19 protein-coding genes and 1 tRNA gene are annotated in these 17,225 nt (G+C 54.5%); 10 read left to right on the top strand and 10 right to left on the bottom strand.

The features are described 5' to 3' along the window. Positions 1–47: 47 nt before the first annotated feature. The 5 genes from B2R48_RS08745 to B2R48_RS08725 all read right to left on the bottom strand — a co-directional run bounded on the left by B2R48_RS08745 (position 48) and on the right by B2R48_RS08725 (position 3,899). On the bottom strand, positions 48–590 hold the full coding sequence (locus tag B2R48_RS08745) for a L,D-transpeptidase family protein (protein ID WP_296999408.1): 543 nt from the start codon (positions 588–590) through the stop codon (positions 48–50). A gap of 14 nt (positions 591–604) precedes the next feature. Then, the gene (locus B2R48_RS08740; RefSeq protein WP_296999407.1) at positions 605–1,144 is read right to left on the bottom strand and encodes an O-acetyl-ADP-ribose deacetylase; all 540 of its coding nucleotides are present in this window, start codon (positions 1,142–1,144) and stop codon (positions 605–607) included. A 173-nt stretch (positions 1,145–1,317) separates the two neighbouring features. Then, positions 1,318–1,842: an inorganic diphosphatase gene (gene ppa, locus B2R48_RS08735; protein WP_062957033.1), complete on the bottom strand. Its 525-nt coding sequence runs from the start codon at positions 1,840–1,842 to the stop codon at positions 1,318–1,320. A 163-nt stretch (positions 1,843–2,005) separates the two neighbouring features. Beyond that, positions 2,006–2,869 carry a glycosyltransferase gene (locus tag B2R48_RS08730; RefSeq protein WP_296999406.1) on the bottom strand — a complete coding sequence of 288 codons (864 nt, stop codon included), beginning with the start codon at positions 2,867–2,869 and terminating at the stop codon, positions 2,006–2,008. Between the two features lie 91 nt (positions 2,870–2,960). Further along, a complete protein-coding gene (locus B2R48_RS08725) occupies positions 2,961–3,899 on the bottom strand; it encodes a LysR family transcriptional regulator (protein WP_213474889.1) in 939 nt (312 codons plus the stop codon). Between the two features lie 250 nt (positions 3,900–4,149). On the opposite strand from B2R48_RS08725, the gene B2R48_RS08720 reads away from it, so the two are divergent. After that, complete coding sequence (locus tag B2R48_RS08720; RefSeq protein WP_296999405.1) at positions 4,150–5,112, top strand: DMT family transporter; 963 nt, start codon at positions 4,150–4,152, stop codon at positions 5,110–5,112. 23 nt (positions 5,113–5,135) lie between these two features. On the opposite strand, the gene B2R48_RS08715 is transcribed toward B2R48_RS08720, so the two are convergent. Together B2R48_RS08715 and B2R48_RS08710 are read right to left on the bottom strand one after the other, a co-directional pair. Continuing rightward, positions 5,136–5,483, bottom strand: a complete 348-nt coding sequence (locus B2R48_RS08715) for an antibiotic biosynthesis monooxygenase family protein (RefSeq protein ID WP_062957029.1) — start codon at positions 5,481–5,483, stop codon at positions 5,136–5,138. After that, positions 5,480–5,821: an NIPSNAP family protein gene (locus tag B2R48_RS08710; RefSeq protein ID WP_296999404.1), complete on the bottom strand. Its 342-nt coding sequence runs from the start codon at positions 5,819–5,821 to the stop codon at positions 5,480–5,482. The genes B2R48_RS08715 and B2R48_RS08710 overlap by 4 nt, the downstream gene beginning before the upstream one ends. A 90-nt stretch (positions 5,822–5,911) precedes the next feature. On the opposite strand from B2R48_RS08710, the gene B2R48_RS08705 reads away from it, so the two are divergent. Further along, positions 5,912–6,592: an ArsR/SmtB family transcription factor gene (locus tag B2R48_RS08705; protein WP_296999403.1), complete on the top strand. Its 681-nt coding sequence runs from the start codon at positions 5,912–5,914 to the stop codon at positions 6,590–6,592. Positions 6,593–6,600: 8 nt separating this feature from the next. Here the strand turns inward: B2R48_RS08705 and cobB are convergent, their stop codons facing one another. From cobB to hrcA, 3 genes are all read right to left on the bottom strand, one after another. Beyond that, positions 6,601–7,347 (bottom strand): Sir2 family NAD+-dependent deacetylase, encoded by a 747-nt coding sequence (gene cobB / locus B2R48_RS08700; protein WP_296999402.1) that lies wholly within the window; start codon positions 7,345–7,347, stop codon positions 6,601–6,603. Positions 7,348–7,479: 132 nt separating this feature from the next. Beyond that, positions 7,480–8,121, bottom strand: a complete 642-nt coding sequence (gene grpE, locus B2R48_RS08695) for a nucleotide exchange factor GrpE (protein ID WP_296999401.1) — start codon at positions 8,119–8,121, stop codon at positions 7,480–7,482. A gap of 51 nt (positions 8,122–8,172) precedes the next feature. After that, positions 8,173–9,231 carry a heat-inducible transcriptional repressor HrcA gene (hrcA, locus tag B2R48_RS08690; RefSeq protein WP_062957024.1) on the bottom strand — a complete coding sequence of 353 codons (1,059 nt, stop codon included), beginning with the start codon at positions 9,229–9,231 and terminating at the stop codon, positions 8,173–8,175. 271 nt (positions 9,232–9,502) lie between these two features. On the opposite strand from hrcA, the gene rph reads away from it, so the two are divergent. The 8 genes from rph (at position 9,503) to B2R48_RS08650 (ending at position 17,040) form a co-directional block, all read left to right on the top strand. Continuing rightward, positions 9,503–10,219, top strand: coding sequence for a ribonuclease PH (rph, locus tag B2R48_RS08685; protein WP_296999400.1), 717 nt, complete (start codon positions 9,503–9,505; stop codon positions 10,217–10,219). Between the two features lie 75 nt (positions 10,220–10,294). Beyond that, positions 10,295–10,894, top strand: a complete 600-nt coding sequence (rdgB, locus tag B2R48_RS08680; RefSeq protein ID WP_213474907.1) for an RdgB/HAM1 family non-canonical purine NTP pyrophosphatase — start codon at positions 10,295–10,297, stop codon at positions 10,892–10,894. 107 nt (positions 10,895–11,001) lie between these two features. Further along, complete coding sequence (hemW, locus tag B2R48_RS08675) at positions 11,002–12,195, top strand: radical SAM family heme chaperone HemW (RefSeq protein ID WP_296999399.1); 1,194 nt, start codon at positions 11,002–11,004, stop codon at positions 12,193–12,195. Between the two features lie 170 nt (positions 12,196–12,365). Continuing rightward, a tRNA-Leu gene (locus B2R48_RS08670) sits at positions 12,366–12,452 on the top strand. A 110-nt stretch (positions 12,453–12,562) separates the two neighbouring features. Beyond that, positions 12,563–14,182, top strand: a complete 1,620-nt coding sequence (locus B2R48_RS08665; protein ID WP_296999398.1) for a DUF6538 domain-containing protein — start codon at positions 12,563–12,565, stop codon at positions 14,180–14,182. A gap of 364 nt (positions 14,183–14,546) precedes the next feature. Then, positions 14,547–15,194 (top strand): DUF3102 domain-containing protein, encoded by a 648-nt coding sequence (locus B2R48_RS08660; protein WP_296999397.1) that lies wholly within the window; start codon positions 14,547–14,549, stop codon positions 15,192–15,194. A gap of 103 nt (positions 15,195–15,297) precedes the next feature. After that, complete coding sequence (rnhA, locus tag B2R48_RS08655) at positions 15,298–15,792, top strand: ribonuclease HI (protein ID WP_232310696.1); 495 nt, start codon at positions 15,298–15,300, stop codon at positions 15,790–15,792. Between the two features lie 585 nt (positions 15,793–16,377). Continuing rightward, entirely contained in the window at positions 16,378–17,040 is a 663-nt protein-coding gene (locus tag B2R48_RS08650) for a recombinase family protein (protein ID WP_062957019.1), read from the top strand. The last annotated feature ends 185 nt before the right edge of the window (positions 17,041–17,225 follow it).

The raw sequence follows: 17,225 nt of genomic DNA, 5'->3' as shown, positions 1-17,225 counted from the left end.
GGCAATTGAACCTAGGCGCTGTGCAGCGAAACGGCAAGTCCATGATTTTACGCAGTGATGGTGATGAACGTCTCATAGGCTGCCAATCCAAGGAGTGTTTCAAGGTCATCTTCGGCCAGGGCAACACAGCCTTCGGTACCGGCATAATCGGGTTTGGCGATATGCATGAAGATCGCCGACCCCATTCCGGGGACGGGCGGGTCATCATTATGACCAAGAACGACGATGATGTTGTACAGGTCATCGTCGCGAAACAGCTTTTCATGGCTGGCGTCAAAGGGCAGGCGGACCGGGCAGTTATAGTCCGGATGCTTTGGGTCATCACACCAGCCGTCCCAGAAGGAGATGGTGGTGACCGGAAGCCTGGTACGCGGGCAGGGCCTGCGATCAGCACGATACATGACATAGCGCAGCTGCCAGCGACCGGCGGGCGTTTTGCCATCGCCTTCGGTTTTGCTGTCGGCATCAGTGACGCCGTTGACGCCAAGGGCACAGCGAAAACTGTGATCGCCCACACGCAAGAACCCGTCAGCCGAGGCGGACAGTTCAAGTGTTTGGGATGAAGACTGTGCAACAGCGTCGCTTTGCATTCTGTTCGCGGACCTTATCTGAATTGGTTGCAGGCGGTCTCAAGGAGCTGACGCGCCGATGGTGAAAAACAACAAAGGTAAATTTGTGGCATTCGGGGCACTTCGCCAGTCAGGTCACGAATCGTTGATACGGCAATTTTGGCGGCCTGGTCTTCCGGATACCCGAATATGCCTGTGGATATGGCAGGAAACGCGACAGATGCCAGTTTGTTCTCAAGGGCCAGCAAGATTGAATTGCGATAACAGCTTGCCAGCAAATCGGCCTCACCCTGATTGCCGCCGTGCCAGACCGGCCCGACCGTGTGGATGACGTGTTTTGCCTTTAATCCGAATCCCGGTGTGATCCGGGCGTGGCCAGTCGGGCAGGGGGCAAGCGGGCGACAGGCATGTGCCAGTTCCGGCCCCGCCGCACGATGGATGGCACCGCAAACGCCGCCGCCCGGCAAAAGGGCCTCGTTCGCGGCATTGACGATGGCATCCACGTCAAGCGTGGTGATGTCGCCAGAGATGATTTTGATGGTGCGGGTCTTGTCGGTGTCTGTATCGCCGGTCACGAATAATATCCTGAAACGTGAACTTTGCCGTCTTTTCCACCCTGTAAGGGTAGACCCCCTGCACCAAAGTATTGTTACGCGACCGATAAGTCAAAAAAACAACGCCCCGTCACATTTAACGGGGCGTTGTGCGTGAAATCGGTAACCGGTCCGAAGACGGGATCTGCGCCGGGTTATTTCCCGAGGCGGGTCACACCTTCTTCGATTAGTTTGGCAGCAGCTTCTGCGCCTTCCCAACCGGTGACTTTGACCCATTTGCCTTTTTCGAGATCCTTGTAACGCTCGAAGAAGTGCTGAATCTGGTCACGCAGGATCTGCGGCAGATCTTCGTGGGATTTGATGTCGGTGTAGTACGGATCAATCTTGTCGTGCGGAACGCAGATCAGTTTTTCGTCCTGACCGGCTTCGTCTTCCATGATCAGAACACCGATCGGACGCGCGCGGATGACGGAACCGGCAACGACCGGCTCGCGGAACATGACCATGGCATCAACCGGGTCACCATCTTCGCCCAGCGTGTTGGGGATGAAGCCATAATTGACCGGATAGTACATCGAGGTGTGCAGGAAACGGTCAACAAAGACAGCACCCGAGTCCTTGTCTACTTCGTATTTGACCGGTCCGCCCTGCGGAATTTCGATGACGACGTTTACGTCCCACGGAACATCCTTGCCAACGGCAATCTTGCTGAGATCCATCTGGGAAAATCCCTTTCGCTTTTTGAACGCATGCCCCGATCAACAGGGCGGCTGATATAAGTTTCGAAGATGCACAGATGCACCCGAAGGAAAATGATGCCGACCTTTTATCGCGAAACGCGGCTGCTTCCAAGGGGGTCTAGATGCATCCTTGGTCGAAAGGTTATTCGGCCGCTTCGCGTTCGGCTTTCTGCGTCGCCGAGGGTGTCTTGACTGCGGTCAGAGGCAGGAAGCGTTCTGTATCAGCCAGAAGATTTTTGAAATGGCTAGGGTTCTTGGAATCCTGTACATGGCGCTTGGGGTCGGAACGCTTGTGGAAGAGATGCAGAACGGGTGAACAGTATTCTACATTCTTGCGTTTGAGACCGGAGCGCAACAACCGTAGAACAAAGTCAGAGTCTTCCAAGCCGTGGCCTTCGTAGCTTTCGTCAAAGCCCTGAACGCGGTCGATGTCGGATTTAAAGACGGCAAGATTGCAGGTTTGCGCCTTTTCCCAGCAATTTTCATGTTCCCAAAGCCAGGGGCCATTATGGGGCAGGCGAATGAATTGAAACGGTCGATTGGCGAACCCGGCAAGGGCAATCAGGAACAGCAGCGGGCGCGGCCATTTGTGAAAAGCCCATCTGCGCGCCAAAAGGGTTTTGGTCAGCCGTTCCTTAAGGAAGACGCGTTTGCCTGAGACCAGACAGCCCTCGGTCGCGGCCTTGCGGTGGCGCGTGATGAAGTCAGGCATCACGCAGCAGTCACCGTCAATAAAGACAACCAGATCACCTGCGCACAAGCCGATCGCGCCATTGCGCGCCTTGGCCACGCGAAAGCCACTGTCTTCATGCCAGTAATGTTTGACCGGGATCGCGCTTGTGGCGGCAAAATCCTTGATGACCTTTGCGGTTTCATCGCCCGATCCATCATCGGCGATGACGATCTCGAAATTGCGATCTTTTTGATCGGCAAGAGATTTCAGCACCATGGAAAGTGCTTCCGGCCAGTTATACGTCGTGACCACGACCGACACCAAGGATGTCATCTTCCCCACATAACCCCATTCTTTGGCAAAGGCTGCTTTTGTTGTGCCCAAACCCTAACCTTTCGGGCGTCCAAGGACAACGACAATGGCGTTACATCACCTTTTTGCGCGCAAGCGATGCGGTTTTCGGGTTGATCAGTTCGCGGATCCAGTTGGCGGCTTCGATCACGATCGGGTCTTTTTCGCGGGCCGGGCGGATCAGTAGGCGATACCACCAGTGTGAAATGAAATCCGGGAAGTTGAGCGCGACCAGTTCACCGCGTTCGACATAGTTGCGCGCAACGACATCGGTGCTGGCAACAATGCCCTGACCGGCGCGTGCAGCTTCAAGTGCCCAGATATGGTGGCTGAAGGTCCAGCAATCGGTCAGCGAAAAGTTGGCATCCTTGAACCATTGTTCGATCTGGGAAAATTGTTCGCTGTCACTGTCAATCAACAGGATATCGCGCGGGCCAAGGTTGCCGACATCAACATTGCTGGCATCATAGCCGCGCTTTGCCAGCCATTCCGGGGCGGCAAAGGCGGTGTAGACTTCGGGTGTCAGAAGTTCCGTAATCCAGTCTTCCGGGCCGGGCAGGTCCTTTGGCGCGATCTGAAGGGCAAGATCAATCTCAAGCGGATCAAGCCCGTCATCAAATTCGATCTTGCGAAACTGAACAGGGATATCGGCGGGCAACCGGTCGCGCAGGTTATCAAGCTCGTAGAGCAGCACGGTCAGTGCCGGGGTGGCCAGGGCGCCAATGCGGATGGCCTTGCCCTTGTCCGGGCCGACTTCGCCGGTAATATCGGCAATCCCGTCAAGTGCCTCTGTCAGGCGCGGCAGAAGAAGCTTTGCCGATTTGGTCAGGCTCAATCCCCGACCCTTGCGGGTAAACAGCACCACGCCAAGATTTTCCTCAAGCTGGCGGAGCTGATGGCTGATGGCACTTTGCGTGACATGCAATTCTTCGGCGGCCCCTTTAACGCTTTGATGGCGTGCGGTGGCTTCGAAGGCGACAAGGGCGCGCAATGGGGGGAGCTTTCTGCGCATCGGGGTTTCCATCCAGGCGGTATTAAAGGCTTTTATTCTGTCTATCAGGCCTTACGCGAAATTGGGCCAAAAAAATCTCAACAATGGCTGAAAAAGCTTCATTCGTATTTTTCCAAACAAGCAGGCAATATCATTGCCATACAGGGTTTCCGGCCATGTTTCTTTGATGTCCCCTTGCGCCACCACGTAAGCCCGTCACTCCCTGACGGCCGGAAACCCCAGTACTTCTTTTTCAAAACCGGGATTGACCATGACCGCAACGCACCTGAGCGGAAATTTCCGCGGCGTTCTGTGGATGACGGCTGCCATGGCATCGGGCGTTTTTGTTGATGTCTGTGCCAAGCTTGTTTCCCATGATGTACCGACATCGCAAATTCTGGCGATGCGCGCCCTGACCACGGTCACGGTGTTCCTGATCATCGTCAGGTTTATCGGCACGCGCCAGATCCGTACGCGCCGCCCGATGGCGCATATTGCGCGCGGCGTTTTATGGTACGGGTCACTTTTCTTTGTGTTCTTTGCGCTCCGCCAGATGAGCATCGCCGAGGTCAATGCCTATCTGTTTATCGAAGCCTTGCTAACCGTGATGTTGGCGGTGGTGATTCTGGGCGAGAAACTGACCCCGCGCAAAATCATCGCAACCCTTCTGGGGCTTGTTGGCGTGTGGGTGATGTGTGTGCCGCGCATGGATGGCTTTGGTGTGCCGCTTGGTGTCGCCGCGGCCCTGATCGGGGCGTTCTGTTTTTCAGCCCAGACTTTGTTTGCCAAGGTGCTGACCCGTACAGAGACCAATTTTTCCATGCTGTTCTGGCCACAGATCATCGCGGTTGCGATTTGGGTGCCGATTGCCATGATCACCTGGTATCCGGCGTCACTGGCCGACTGGCTTTATTCATCGGGTGCTGGCTTCTTTGCCATGCTGACCAATTACATGGTGCTGCGTGCCGTGCGTGTGGCCGATGCCAGTGTGGTGTCGCCTGCGGCATACACCGCCCTTCCGTTTTCGGTGGCGATGGATTTGATCTTCTTTGACATGCTGCCGGTGCCGTTCATCTTTATCGGGGCAGGCATCGTGGTGCTTGCCGTGATGCTGCTTGATTACAAGGGCGGTGCCAAAGCGGTCGAGGATGCTGTGGAAGAAGAATTTGCCGAATTTGCCGAGAGTAGCGAAATCGGGGATGAAGAAGCATCCCCGAAACCGGCAAAAGCCTGAGCCCCGATGACCGACGTTATAAATCAGCGATCATGTTGTGCGCGGGAATCATCCGGGGCCTGATCACGGTCATGAAGGCCGTAATCCCGGATCACGCCAGCCACCCGCAAACGGTAATCTTCAAAAATCTTGTGCCGTCCCTTGATCTGGGCTGTGCGGTGCTCGCCCAGATTGCGCCACGCGGCAATTGCATCCTCATCGCGCCAGAAAGACAGCGATAAAACCTTGCCCGGATTGGTCAGGCTTTGAAATCGCTCGATCGAGATAAAGCCATCCATGGTTTCAAGCACGGGTTTGAGATCGCCGGCAATCGCAAGGTAATCGTCATAGTGCCCTTCGCGCGGTGTGACTTCGAAAATGACGGCAATCATGGTTTGATCAACTCCATATGCGGGCCAGCGTGTGGTGTCGAGGCAATTTTCAGAAACTGGCGTTCTTCGCGCAGGATAAACGTTTCGCGCTGGGAAAATTCATAGTTTTCCCGTCCCAGCGGATCATCCTTTAGCCGCGCACGATAGGCTTCATAGGATGCCAGATCGGGCAGATGATAGATACCATAAGCGGTCGAGACCGAACCTTCATGCGGGGCGAAATAGCCGACAAGGTCGGCCCCGCAGCGCGGAATGGCCTGCCCCCAGTTGCGGGCATATTCGATAAAGGCGTCTTTTTTGTACGGGTCGATTTCATAGCGAATGAAACAGGTGATCATGACAGCGTCCTTTCAGGAGAGGGGTCTTGTTGGGTGACGCGGCCCATTATCCCGATTGCTGCGCATCAATGCTTCGATTAGCATCGAACTATGAAAGAAGGACCCGATATCGCCCGCGTGGCCGCATTGCTTGGCGATCCGGCGCGCGCAAACATGCTGACAGCCCTCATGAGTGGCCGGGCATTGACCGCGGCCGAGCTTGCGCAAGAAGCCGGTGTAACGCCACAAACCGCCAGCTCGCATCTGGCAAAGCTTGAGAGCGGGCAGATCGTTGTGCCGCGCAAACAGGGGCGGCATCGTTATTTCACGCTTTCGGGCCCCGATATTGTCGAGGCATTGGAACTCCTGATGGGGATTGCCAACCGGGTCGGGCATAACCGCGTGCGTACCGGGCCCAAGGACCCGGAACTGCGCAAGGCACGCGTTTGTTATGACCATCTGGCCGGGGATATGGGGGTTGCGCTGTTTGATGGCCTTGCCAAACGCAAGCTGATTGCAAGCGATGTGAATGGGGTTGCCCTGACCCCGGCCGGGATAGATTTTGCCACCATGTTTGGCATCGATCTGGATGGCTTGCGCGCCAAGCGTCGGCCGTTGTGCCGGGAATGTCTGGATTGGAGTGCCCGGCAATCGCATCTGGCGGGGTCATTTGGGGCGGCCCTGCTGGACCGGTTTTATGACCTTGGCTGGGCCCGGCGGGTACCGGAGTCGCGGATCGTGCGATTCAGTGATACCGGCGAGAAATCATTTCGTGACTTGATAAACCCCTAGACCAGCTATCAATCACCGAGCAGGGCGGCAACGAAGGCCGGGACAAGTTCGGTGGCGGGGCCATAGGTGCTGTGATCAAAACTGGTGGCACCCGAACTGGGTTCGAGATTGAGCTCGACCGTTTCGGCACCGGCTTCTTCATGGGCGACTTGCACAAACCCGGCTGCCGGATAGACATTGCCCGATGTCCCGATGGAGATAAAAAGCCCGCACGCGCCAAGGGCGGCATAAATGCGTTCCATCTCAAGGGGCATTTCGCCAAACCACACGACATGGGGGCGCAATCCACCGGTTTTGCTGCATGCTGGACATGGCGTTTCCTTGGCAAGGTCGCCCGGCCAATCGGTGAGAAGATCACAGTGATTACAGCGGATTTTCAGAAGTTCACCATGCATGTGGATCAGGTTTTTTGACCCGGCCCGGCCATGCAGATCGTCAATGTTTTGCGTCACCAGCAACACATCACCTGGCCATTCGGACTCCAGCCGTGCCAGGGCCAGATGGGCGGCATTGGGTTGAACCGCTGGGTCATGCAAGCCAGCCCGGCGGTCATTATAGAAATGATGCACCAGATCGGGATTGGCAATGAAGGCCTCGGGGGTTGCGACCTCGGAAATATCGTATTTCGCCCAGATACCGTCCGCGTCGCGGAAAGTATGCAACCCGCTTTCCTTGGAAATGCCCGCCCCCGTAAGGATGACAATCGGGGCGTTTTCATCGCGCAGGATGTCGATCAGGTTGGGGCTAAGCGGCATGGAGTGCGGTCCTGTTCTGGTGTCGGGTAGCGGTAGCCTAATGCAAACAAAACACCCCCGCCAAGTCTGTCTGGCAGGGGTGAATGCGAAACCGATCCGCTTTAACCGGTTTATCTGGGATTTTTCTGCCGATCAGGCAGAGGTATCGACATTGCCGCCCGGGGTATCGTCCTGGCTTGGTTTTTCACCGGCCGGGTTTTTGGTGACACCAACCATGGCCGGACGCAGCAAGCGCCCCTTGAGCACGTAACCGGCCTGCATGACCTGCGCGACATGGCCGTCCGGATATTCCGGATGCGGCAGTTCAAACACGGCCTGATGTTTGTTCGGATCAAGCTTTTCGCCAAGCGGTTCGAGCTTTTCGATGCCGTTCTTTTCAAGCGCCTTTTGCAGGGCCTGTTCGGTCATCTCGACACCATCGACCAGCGTTTTCATTGCCGGATCGGCATCGGACGTGTCACCCGCTGCATCAAGGGCGCGACGCAGGTTGTCGCTGACATCCAGAAGGTCGCGGGCAAATTTGGTGATGGCGTAGTTGCCGGCATCCTCGACGTCCTTTTTCGCGCGGCGGCGGGTGTTTTCCACCTCGGCGGCCTGACGCAGCAGACGGTCTTTGAGTTCCGCGACTTCGGCTTCAAGCGCCTCGACCGGGTCCTGGAGGGCGGCATCTTCGAGTACTTCTTCGGTCGCCTCTGCTGCGACCTCTTCAGAAGCGGTTTCCTCTGCATTGACGTCGTGCAGATCTTCCGGAGTGTTCTTTGCGGTTTCCGACATGGCTAACCTTGCTACTTTCACGTTATGCGGCCTGACACGCAGCGCCGCGATTTATCCAATCAGTCGACCGACCAGCTTGGCGGTGTAATCGACCAGCGGAATGATCCGGGCATAATTGATCCGGGTCGGTCCGACAACCCCGATTGCACCCACAATGCTGCCTTCAGCATTCTGATAGGGCGAAATCACCATCGAAAGACCCGATCCGCCGAACAGTTTGTTCTCCGACCCGATGAAAATCTGAACGCCCTGGGCATCCGTTGTCACATCGAGCAATTCAATCATCTGATCGCGGGCTTCAAGCACGTTGAACAAACGGCGGACGGTCTCAAGCTGTTCAATCGTATCGATATTTTCCAGCAACTGGGATTGCCCCTTCACAATCAGGGACGATCCCTTGACCCCGCCAGCCCATGTTGCCAGGCCCGCATCAATCAGATTGGCGGAAAGATCATCAAGCTCTTGTTTGAGGCGATCACGCTCCTGGGTAATCAGAAGGCGCGCATCATCAAGCGTCTTTCCAGCCAACCGGGTATTTAGATAATTTGCTGCTTCTGTCAATGCCGAGGCGGGCAAATCCGCCGGAACATCAAGGATTCGGTTTTCCACATTGCCGTTTTCCGAGACCAGAACGGCCAGAACCTTGCCGGGTGACAGGGCGACAAATTCGATCTGTTTTAAGCGAATGCCATCGGTCTTGGGTGCGACCACCAGTCCGGCACAGCGCGACAGGCCCGACAACATCGTGGTTGCTTCGCCCAGCATCTGATCAAGCGAATAACCCGCCTGTTCGCAGTTTTTCGTCAGCTGGTCGCGTTCGGCATTGGGAAGGTCGCCGACCTCCATCAATGCATTCACAAAAAGACGCAGGCCCTTTTCACTGGGCAGGCGACCGGCCGAAATGTGCGGTGCGACCAGAAGACCCATCTCCTCAAGATCGGACATGACATTGCGAATGGTCGCAGCCGAGAGGTTTTCCGACATGCGCCGCGCAATGGACCGCGAGCCGATCGGTTCGCCGGTTTCGACATAGGCATCGACAATCTGGCGGAACACTTCACGTGACCGCGCATTCATGTCGCCCAGCAATGTATCGTCAAAATGCGCCATCTGGTTTGCTTCGGGCCCTATTGTCGTGAAACTGAACAGAATTTAGTCAGGCAAACGCATTGCGTCAATTGCACGACCGAATACAACGCCGGACTTGCGAAATTGCCTCAAGGTGTTGGTTTGTCTGCATTGCACCAGAACGAATAAAAACATGCGGGGAAACTGCTGGACGTTTGCCAGGTCACATCTTACTTTGGGCCAAATTTCACAGGACAAATTTGCGGTGTTCCGATCTGCGAACACCGCCAAAACAACCAAGAGGTTCCATCTTATGCGCCCTTCCGGCCGTACCCCCGATCAGCTTCGCGATGTGACGATTGAAACCGGCATTTCCAAATATGCCGAAGGCTCCTGCCTGATCAAATTCGGCGACACGCATGTGATCTGTACCGCCACGGTCGAAGACAAGGTGCCGGGCTGGATGCGCAATTCCGGCAAGGGATGGATCACTGCGGAATACGGCATGCTGCCACGCGCAACCGATAGCCGCATGAACCGCGAAGCTGCGCGCGGTGGCCAGTCTGGCCGTACCCAGGAAATCCAGCGTCTGATCGGTCGTTCGATCCGTGCGGTTGCCGACATGAAGGCGATGGGCGAAATGCAGATGCGCCTTGATTGTGATGTCATTCAGGCCGATGGCGGTACACGTACCGCATCGATCACGGGCGCGTATGTTGCTGCCCATCTGGCGTTTCAGGGCGTGCGTCGCCTTGGCCTGATCAAGGAAATCCCGCTGACCCAGCCTGTTGCTGCCATTTCGTGCGGGATTTATAACGGTGAAGCGGTACTTGACCTTGATTACGCCGAAGACAGCAATGCCGGGGCTGACGCCAACTTTGTGCTGGCGGGCAATGGCGGCATCGTCGAGGTACAGGCAACCGCCGAAGACGTTCCGTTTGATCGCGCGTCCTATGACCAGATGTTCGCGCTGGCCGAAAAAGGCTGCAAGGAATTGTTCGCCAAACAGCGTGAGGCCCTTGGCCTTTAGGGCAGAGTAATTTCAATGGCAGGCACCCGCCTGCCGCTTCTCTCATCTGTTGGATATCGTATTTCAGGCAAGACCATGGCCCGTCGTTTCACGGAAAAAAAACTCGTCATCGCCAGCCACAACAAAGGCAAGATCAAGGAAATCGCCGAACTGCTTGCCCCGTTCGGGATAGAGGTGTTCTCGGCCGGTGAACTTGATCTTCCCGAACCCGAAGAAACCGAAAAAACCTTCATTGGCAATGCGCAACTGAAATCAACCGCTGCGGCCAATGGCGCCAATCTTCCGGCCCTTGCCGATGACAGTGGTTTGGCGGTTTCGGCCCTTGATGGCGCACCGGGGATTTATTCCGCGCGCTGGGCCGGGCCGGACAAGGATTTCGACATGGCGATGGAAAAGGTCCAGAACGGCATTGGCAACCATCCGGATCGTCGTGCGTCGTTTATTTGTGCCTTGTCGCTGGCCTGGCCGGACGGGCATGTCGAGAATTTCGAAGGCCGGGTTGAAGGCGAAATCGTCTGGCCAAAACGCGGGGCTCACGGCTTTGGCTATGACCCGATTTTCCAGCCAAATGGTTTCGAGGAAACCTTTGGCGAAATGGATCCGGCGAAAAAGCATGAAATGAGCCACCGGGCCGATGCCTTTGCCCAGCTGGTCAAGGCCTGCTTCGAAGACTGATCCGGGGCATTTCCCCGCATTAAACCCATGCACGCATCGCGGATGTCATCATCGGCGGTGCGTGTTAATTTATTGGCCAACATTTCCGCGTTTGAAAAGAGTCCCGCGTGTCCGCAGCCTCAAGTGAAACCGTGCCGTTTGGCATCTATATCCACTGGCCGTTCTGCCTGTCGAAATGCCCGTATTGCGATTTCAACAGCCATGTCGCGAACAGTGTTGATCACGCGCGCTGGCGCACCGCACTTCGGGCCGAGCTTGCCCATGGTGCGGCCCGCCATCCGGGGCGGACGGTGGGATCTGTCTTCTTTGGCGGGGGCACACCATCCCTGATGGACCCGCAAACCGCCGGGGCCTTGATCGAGGACATCAAATCTTTCTGGCCGGTGACGGATGATCTGGAAATCACGCTGGAAGCCAATCCGGGCACGGTCGAGATTGACCGTTTTTCGGCCTTTGCCGCCAACGGAATCAACCGGGTATCGATTGGCATTCAGGCGCTTAATGACCGTGACCTGAAATTCCTTGGTCGCCTGCACAGTGCCGAGGAAGCCATGCGTGCGCTGGATGTGGCGACCTCGGTCTTTGATCGCTTTTCGTTTGATCTGATCTATGCACGCCCGGAACACGATCCCGAGGTCTGGCGGGCGGAACTGCGCGAAGGGCTTGGCATCGCCAATGGGCATATTTCGCTCTATCAGCTGACCATCGAGCCGGGCACACAGTTCTATACCCTGCATCAGCGCGGTGACCTGGTCGTGCCGGACGAAGACCTTGCGACCGAACTTTACGAAATCACCCAGGAAGAAACCGAACGGGCCGGTTATCGCTGTTACGAGGTGTCCAACCACGCCAAACCGGGGCAGGAAAGCCGCCATAACCTGGTTTACTGGCGCTATGGCGATTATCTCGGCATTGGCCCCGGCGCACATGGCCGCGAAGCGGTGGTCGGGGCGAATGGCACTACCACGCCGATGGCGGTTAGGCGTCACCGTGCGCCGGATATCTGGCTGGACCGGGTGGAAAAGCATGGTCATGGCACGCAAGAAGAAACCGCGCTTGAGGCTGATGAACGCCTGCTTGAAATGGTGATGATGGGCCTCAGGCTGAATGAAACCATCCCGACGGAACGCTTTAAGCGCATTATCGGCAAGGGACCGCGTGATGTTCTGGCAGGCGACCGGTTGGAAACCCTGATCGAGTCCGGTGATCTGATCTGTGATTCGTCAGGACTGCGCGCCACCGATCAAGGCAGGAACCGTTTGAACGGTGTTCTGGCCTATTTGTTCGACCACGCGGTGTAAGCCCGAAACCCGCAAAACACCACGAAAAACCGCACAATTGGCGGGGGTACGCAATCGGGCGCAGGAAGTTTCACCAAACCATCAAAAAGTTGGTTGACACTTAAGCCTGACCGCGTATATTCCGCCCCGTTCCGGCGGACACCGCCCGAACAAATACCACAAGCCCCTATGCCCAGGTGGCGGAATTGGTAGACGCGCTGGCTTCAGGTGCCAGTGGCCATTAGGTCGTGGAAGTTCGAGTCTTCTCCTGGGCACCATTCTCCCGCGTATCCTAGAGATACCGGGAACCTCCCGAAAACAAATGGTTATTCCTCACCAAACTGGTACACAATGGTGGGGAACAATGCTTTTCCGGTTGGTCCGTCCGATGCGGCGTAAAGATTCAAGCATCCTGTACTTTGTTCAGCGTATCCCGGCTGACATACGTCCGAAGATTTCCGGTACAAAACTTTCGATTCCTATAGGCGACAAAATTGTCATCCGCACGGTTGGTGAATCTGCATCGGTCGTTAAGGTGTCCCTTGGCACTCGTGATCCTCATGAAGCCAAAATCAGACAGGCACAGATTGCTGCTTATCTCGAAGGGGTTTGGCAGTCGATTCGGAACGGGCCTGAAAAGCTGACGATGAAACAGGCTGTTGCGCTTGCCGGTGAAATATACCGGGCTTGGGTAGGCGCACTTGAAGACGATCCGGGTTCCCCATCGTTATGGGGAAGGGTAAAAGCTGATGACAAAGCTGCCCTGCGTGGTGAGTTTGGCGTGGCCCAACTGATGATCCCTAGTCCCTCTAAGACCAGAAAAAGCCTAGAAGATCGCTTTGGTGCATTTGCGGACGTTGCATTATCCAAGCGTGGGCTCGTTGTCGATGACGATAGCCGCGCAAAGCTACTGGAGCAGGTTGCTGTTGCGATGGATCTTGCAGCAGAAAAACTGCAACGTCACAGCTTTGGTGATTATACACCTGACAGTTACGAATCTCGTTTTCCAGACTGGGAAGACCGTAAGGCTCCTGAGACAAAGGCCGCGCCCCAAGTTACCATCACCCAGCTTTTGGAGGGCTGGTGGAAAGAAGCTGGCCGAGATGGTGGTCGCTCCGTAAGTACATACGAGAGTTACAGCAAAGCCGTTCGATACTTTATCGACTACCTTGGACATGATGACGCAACCAAGGTAACGCCTCGTGATGTTGTTGGCTACAAGGACAAACGACTTTCAGATGTAAACCCCCGAACCGGAAAGCCGATCTCAGCACGGACAATCAAGGATTCTGAGTTGGCAGGTTTGAAGTCCGTCTTTAACTGGGGTGTAAGTCAGCACCTGATCGCAGATAACCCTGCCAAGGGGGTGACTGTTGCTCTGCCCAAGGTCAAACGTAGTAGGCCCAAAGGCTTTACCGAAGCTGAGGCCGTTGCTTTGTTGCGTCATTCCCTGAACTATTCACGGACACAGCCAAATGAGACGCAAAAGCTTCTCAATGCAAAGCGATGGGTGCCTTGGGTCTGCGCTTATACAGGGGCGCGGGTGGGTGAGATTGTTCAGTTACGCAAGTCTGATCTGATCGACCATGGCAAACATTTCGCGATCTTCATAACGCCTGATGGGACAGTAACTGTGAAGGATGGCGAATACCGAGAGGTCCCGATACACCCCCACCTTGTCGAGACCGGGTTCATTGACTTTGTGCGGTCTCAGGACGACGGCTATTTGTTCCTTAAGCCAAATGCCAAAGGTGAGATCAGGGGGTCGTGGAATTCTGCAAAGAACAGATTACGGGAATTTGCACGGCAGGTGATTACAGACCCGAATGTAAAGCCTAATCACGGGTGGCGGCATCGTTTTGTTACGATGGCGCGTGAATACGGTATGTCTCAGGAACTGCGTCGGATGATCACAGGTCATACAGGTGCGGGGGTCGATGAGCGGGAATATGGTGACCCCGCCGGGCTTTATCGGGAAATCTGCAAGATACCTCGTTATCAGGTCTGAATACCCCGAGCCGAACCAAGAGATTCTTGGGGTTCTGGGGTAGCTGCATGGGTGGATTCAAATATCAGCTCGGTACCTGTCGTGAAGTAATGTTGAGAGGTATCATTGTTGCCTTCCTGTATTTACGGTCTCGGGCAACTATCACCATTTTGATTGTAGTCGAAACCGACACTTATCAGGAAACCAAAAAACAACGTAAATGCCGATTTTTTCGTCACTGACGTCCCTTGATCTTTTTTCGCTACCATAAGAGCATTAAAGTTTAAACCCTCTGTGTGGTCAAATTATAGCCATCTACGGCGATGTTGATTAGGTGCCTCCATAGATAGCCCAATCACACTTTGCTTGACTATGGAGGTTTATGATGACCCGAGGTACCAACACCACAGTCACAATCGCGCCACTATCTCTCAGCGCCCAAACAATCAACACCCACCACAAGAACATCCTTGAGCATGGCAAGGGGATGATCCGTGAAGCGAAAGCTGCTGGTGAGGAATTGCTCCGTGTGAAAAAGACTTTGAAGCACGGGGAGTTCAAGCCGTGGATCAAGGAGAACTGTAGCTTCAGCTACCGGCAGGCAGCGAAGTATATGCAGATCGCTAAAAGTGCCCCGCAGGGCACCTTTGATATGGACGCGGGGATCAACTCTTTCCTCGACCAAGTTGCTAACAGTCGCAAACCCAAAGCCCACCTTCAGTCCTTCTCACAGACAGACGCTGAATATGCACAGAAGCTACATGCAATGGCTGTGCGTGGCACTGAGCATGAGCGTGAGGTTGCCAAGGGAAAACTCGAAGCCTTCGCCAAATCCTTCGGAAAGACCCCTGAAGAACTGATGGAGGAGGCAGGGAAGAAGAACCCCTCCAAGACAGAAGTTGAGGAAAAGGTTGATGACTTCCTTCAGCAAGCCTTTGGGAAGAAATCACGCGCCCAACTTATCCAGATCATTGGCTACTGCATGGCCGAATACCCTGAACTGATTACCAAACTGACGCAGAAGGAGGACTGATCATGGTGATCCAACTTACACAAAACCAGAAGGCAGCAATTCTTGATCGGCTCATTCGTGAGGGGATCTTCGCGCTGCCAAATAGTCGGCCTGTATCGGCTGGATGAATAACAAATCAAAAATGACGACGATGATAACTAACAACCAGATTACGATTTATACCGATGGTTCATGTACCGGGAATCCCGGTCCGGGAGGGTATGCTGCTATTATCTGCGAGGGTGATCGTGAGCGTATCATTACCGGGAGCGAGACCGAGACAACGAACAATCGAATGGAGTTAAGTGCAGCTATTGCTGCGCTCAAAGCACTTGACCAGAGTAGGTCAAGCGTTCGGGTAGTGACTGACAGCCAATATCTGAGCAAGGGCATGACTACTTGGATAAGTGACTGGAAAGCCAAGGGGTGGCGTGGATCAAACGGAAAGGCTGTTAAGAACACAGACCTCTGGCGTGAACTGGATGAACTCAGTACCCGGCACGATATAACTTGGGAATGGGTTAGAGGACATTCCGGCGACGAACTAAATGAACGAGTTCATGTGCTTGCGGCGGGAGCAGCAGGGAACAGCATCAATAGTTCATGCCTGAAAATTTAGGGGTGGGAGTTAAGGGGTTGATCCTCGTTTTCCTGACCCGGAAGAAGGAACCAGAAACCACAGTGTTTCTGCGGGCTTCCAATTGGGTGCCACCATAGAAGGAAGAGGCACATGTTTTGTGGCAGTGTTTTTCCTTCCTGTGATGGCATCCAAGACTACCTAGGTCTTACTTAAAGACGACTCTAGGACACTCTGAATACTGGTTCTTCTTTCCTTCCTTGTTTGAGGGTCTCAGAAACCATAAACAGCCAAAGCAGACTTAGGATGACTAAAGGAATTCTTTAGGAGTACCTATGGGGGGAAGGGGGGCTTTTTATTTATATTAATAATATTTAATATGTTTTCGTTGTCCCATTGTGCCGGTTGAACGCGGATGTTTTTGGGTCGCAAATCTGATCAGGCATTCGTATACGAGCTAGCGCAAACTTCCCCCCATAGGGTGGTCCCGGCTATTGCCCCAGCCTTGTCAATTTTCACGGTCCTTACCAACGGTTTTCCCCTTTTTGTTACAACCACAACGAACGTTGACATTTGTAACAAACCGATTTAACTGGCAATTACAAACCAGTTAGCAAGGGCAGGCTTATGGAACGTTACGTCATCTACAAGCGGGTAAGTACAACAGACCAAGGGCGAAGTGGATTGGGTCTTGAGGCTCAGGCGAGGGACTTGGCCCTGTATCTTGAGACATACAGCCCTGAACCGTTCGAGGTCATTGCAGAATACGTTGATGTGCAATCCGGCAAGGATGATGACCGTCCAGAACTGACCAAAGCAATTGACCATGCCAAACGTGACAAAGCCGTTCTTCTGGTTGCAAAGCTCGACCGCCTGAGCCGTAAGGTCTCCTTTATATCGCAGCTCATGGAAGACAAGAGGCTGGATTTCCGGGTGGCTTCAATGCCTTCGGCTGACAAGTTCCAGCTTCATATCTATGCAGCATTGGCGGAGCAAGAACGTGACTTCATATCGCAACGGACAAAGGCGGCTTTGAAGCAAGCCAAGCTGCGTGGTCAAAAGCTAGGTGGACTCAGAGACAAGACCATGAAGCGCAATGAGGCTCTCAAGGCACAAGCTGATAGTAGGGCGCACAAGCTAGAAGGCATTGTGAAACCGCTCAGGGAACAAGGGGCAACCCTTCGTGATATTGCCGCGTCTTTGAATGCAGCAGGAATTAGCACACCGCGCGGTGGTGATTGGCAGGCTGTGCAGGTCAAGCGTTTGTTGGAACGTCTTCAAAAGAAATAACAAATGGGCCTATGACCGTCATAGCCCACTGATTCTATGAATATCTGTTTGCCTCCAGCTAAATGCGAGAGTTGCGACCATCGGAAACTCGCTATGATGGTGTTTTTTCCCGCAACCTATTGCTTAAAATGACAATGCAGATATTGTTCAGCATAGCATATTTGTGAGGTGAAAAGACGTTCGGG

It is taken from the genome of Thalassospira sp. UBA848 (assembly GCF_002295455.1).
Lineage (GTDB): Bacteria > Pseudomonadota > Alphaproteobacteria > Rhodospirillales > Thalassospiraceae > Thalassospira.
Note: the sequence above shows the minus strand (reverse complement) of the source record. Positions and strands in the feature narration are given on the sequence as shown.